This is a genomic window from Flavobacterium sp., assembly GCF_046317795.1.
Taxonomy (GTDB): domain Bacteria; phylum Bacteroidota; class Bacteroidia; order Flavobacteriales; family Flavobacteriaceae; genus Flavobacterium.
The window spans coordinates 1-2,807 of record NZ_JBKCVI010000119.1; the positions used below are offsets into that span (position 1 = coordinate 1).

The 2,807-nt window shown below is 31.4% G+C and carries 4 protein-coding genes and 2 pseudogenes; 5 read left to right on the plus strand and 1 reads right to left on the minus strand.

Going from position 1 to position 2,807, the window contains the following annotated elements; translation table 11 throughout:
• The 5 genes and pseudogenes from ACK5ON_RS06990 to ACK5ON_RS07010 all read left to right on the plus strand — a co-directional run.
• A pseudogene (locus ACK5ON_RS06990) lies at nucleotides 1-249 on the plus strand (N-acetylmuramic acid 6-phosphate etherase); the annotation flags it as partial.
• Between the two features lie 4 nt (nucleotides 250-253).
• Nucleotides 254-481: a DUF6095 family protein gene (locus tag ACK5ON_RS06995; protein ID WP_409821156.1), complete on the plus strand. Its 228-nt coding sequence runs from the start codon at nucleotides 254-256 to the stop codon at nucleotides 479-481.
• 23 nt (nucleotides 482-504) lie between these two features.
• Nucleotides 505-870 carry a DNA topoisomerase IV gene (locus tag ACK5ON_RS07000; protein WP_409821159.1) on the plus strand — a complete coding sequence of 122 codons (366 nt, stop codon included), beginning with the start codon at nucleotides 505-507 and terminating at the stop codon, nucleotides 868-870.
• 34 nt (nucleotides 871-904) lie between these two features.
• The gene (locus tag ACK5ON_RS07005; RefSeq protein WP_409821162.1) at nucleotides 905-1,765 is read left to right on the plus strand and encodes a TerC family protein; all 861 of its coding nucleotides are present in this window, start codon (nucleotides 905-907) and stop codon (nucleotides 1,763-1,765) included.
• Nucleotides 1,752-2,231 carry a hypothetical protein gene (locus ACK5ON_RS07010; protein WP_409821164.1) on the plus strand — a complete coding sequence of 160 codons (480 nt, stop codon included), beginning with the start codon at nucleotides 1,752-1,754 and terminating at the stop codon, nucleotides 2,229-2,231. Before ACK5ON_RS07005 ends, ACK5ON_RS07010 begins: the two co-directional genes overlap by 14 nt.
• A 33-nt stretch (nucleotides 2,232-2,264) precedes the next feature.
• Here ACK5ON_RS07010 and ACK5ON_RS07015 read toward each other — a convergent pair.
• Nucleotides 2,265-2,807, minus strand: a pseudogene (locus ACK5ON_RS07015) (DNA gyrase/topoisomerase IV subunit A); the annotation flags it as partial.

Here is a 2,807-nt window from a genome sequence, read left to right on the forward strand (position 1 = left end):
AGTTCGAGAATGAAAGCTGGAACTGCTCAAAAGTTGGTTTTGAATATGATTTCGACAGCCACTATGATACAACTCGGCAAAGTGAAAGGTAACAAAATGGTCGATATGCAATTGAGCAATGACAAACTCGTTGACCGTGGCGTGAAAATGATTATGGAAGAGATTCATGTAAGTTATGAAGAAGCTTCGATATTATTGAAAAAATATGCCAGTGTTCGGAATGCGGTAGAACATTTTAATTCAAAATAAACTTATGTTCACCAAAAAAGAACTGCTCAACAAAGGAATAAAACTCATGTTATATGCATTACCATTAATGTTTATTGGTCCAAGTGTAATTTATAATGCGTTCATTAATAAGAAAAATATGTGGCATTATTTGGTTTTAGCTGTTGGCGTTTTTCTTTGTTTTTTAGCAGTGTATTTTTTATTTAAAGGAATAAAAAATGTAACTGACTCATTATTTAATAATGAAAGATAGTACCTATTTAAAGAAATAAAATAATGAAAACAACTCTACTCCTACTTTCTATATTCCTTATTTCATGTTCTGAAAAAGAAAGAAAATGCCAAGATTTCAAAACAGGAACTTTTGAATTTACTCAAGAAATTGAAGGAAAAAAACAAACATCAACTTTCACTAGAACTGAAAAATTGCAAATAGAAACCTATAACGGGAAAACCGATACGGCTTCAGTTCGTTGGGTAAACGATTGCGAATTTATATTGCAAAAACTACATCCCAAAACCATGAATGAAAAAAAAGCAATCAGCATGACAATTTTGGCAACTGACAAGAATAGTTATACTTTTGAATATTCGTTTGTGGGAGATGCCAAAAAACAACGCGGCGTTGTAACAAAAAAATAATAACTACTTTTAATTGCTAAACTATAACCTAATAATGATGGAAATTTTGTTTACACCAAATGCCTTAATTGCTCTACTTACACTTACCTTTTTAGAAATCATTCTCGGAATTGACAACATCGTTTTTCTTTCGATAGTTTCAGGAAAATTAAAAGCGGAAGACCAACCCAGAGCAAGAAGAATTGGTTTACTGTTAGCAATGCTGTTTAGAATAATATTATTGTTCGGAATCACTTGGGTTTTGAGTTTACAAGCTACCTTATTTTCAATTGAGTGGGGATTCTTTGAAGCCCATGTTACAGGACAAAGTTTGATTATTTTTGGTGGAGGATTGTTCCTTTTATACAAATCGGTATCAGAAATTCATCATAAACTAGAAGGCGAAGAAGAAGGAACTACTGGAAAAGCGAGTAATAGTTTATCACAAGCGATTGTTCAAATTGCCTTGTTAAATATTGTTTTCTCATTTGATAGTATCTTAACTGCAGTAGGAATGGTAAGCATGAAAGAACCAAGTGCTGGAGGTTTTGGCTATGAAGGTGCCTTACTCATTATGATTTTATCGGTTGTTATTTCCATTGTAATTATGATGATTTTTGCCGGACCAGTTTCTAAATTCGTAAACGAACATCCAACCATACAAATTCTTGGTTTGTCTTTCTTAATCTTAATTGGCGTGATGCTTTTGGCAGAAGGTTCTCATTTGGCTCATTTCCGTTTTGGAAACGATGTCGAAGTGACTAGTATTCCGAAAGGATATTTGTACTTCGCAATTTTCTTCTCATTATTTGTTGAATTCTTGAATTTGAGAATGAAGAAAACTAGAAATGCTGTTAAACTTCATAACAGCGAAATTGTAGATAAAAAGTTAAAGGATAGCGATGTTACGAATTAATAGAATTTTCATTTTTTTCTTTTTGACTGTTAGTTTATATGGATTTTCACAGAAAAAATTACCAAATCCTGATTTAGTATTTTTAAAGGAAAATAAAATTAACGATAATGCCTTATATGACTATTTCAAAAAATATATTGGTACAGTTTCTGGTAAGAGAAATAAAAAATATTATTTCAATTGCAAAGACAATTGTCTATGTTTTTGGGAAGAAACTTTTAAAAATAATATCAAATTCAAACAAAATACTTGTTCAGAGTCAGGACTTGAAATTAGGATTGATTTTTTAGATTATAGTAAAGATGAAATAGTTAAATTAGTTAATCTATTTTACAAAACTGAATTTAACCAATGGAACAAAAATAGAACATCCTACACTCCTATCGAAAATGATGCCGGTTGCTACATAGATATTATAAAAGTAACTAAAAGAACTATTAGGTTGACAATTTCTTGTGGTTGTTAGAACAAAAATCCCATTTTTAAAACGGGATTTTTGTTATTCCAAACTCAATGTTATCTGACCATCATCATCGGTTTCAGTTTGAATATCATCAGAAACATTGGTTTCTTCTGAAACTTCCATTTCCTCTGGTTGGACTTCTTCGGGTTCTTCAAACGGGAGTGGCTCTAATAAATTTACTTGTTTTAGTTTATCCGTAGTCAATTGATTTCCTATTGCTTTGATACCTTTTACCGCTATAAATTGTTCCAAATCAACTGTGATAGTGTCTTTTTGAATTCCTTTTACTTTAGCAAAGACAATTTCGGCCATTGGTCGCCAATCGGTAGATACAATTTCTAATTGTGACTTTTCGTGTTCAGTAATGAAGGTTTCTTCTTTGTTTTCGTTTTCGACCAAGAAACGTTTGATAAAATAACGCTCTTTTTCACCATCAAAATAAATAGCAGAAATAGGTTTCTTTGGGTTCCATTTCTCCATCACCACAATATCTTCATCAAAATGAGTGGTTAGTTCAGGGATAATCGTTTTCAATTTTCCCGATTGGTTTATTAAAAGTAATCTATCATTTGGTCTAAA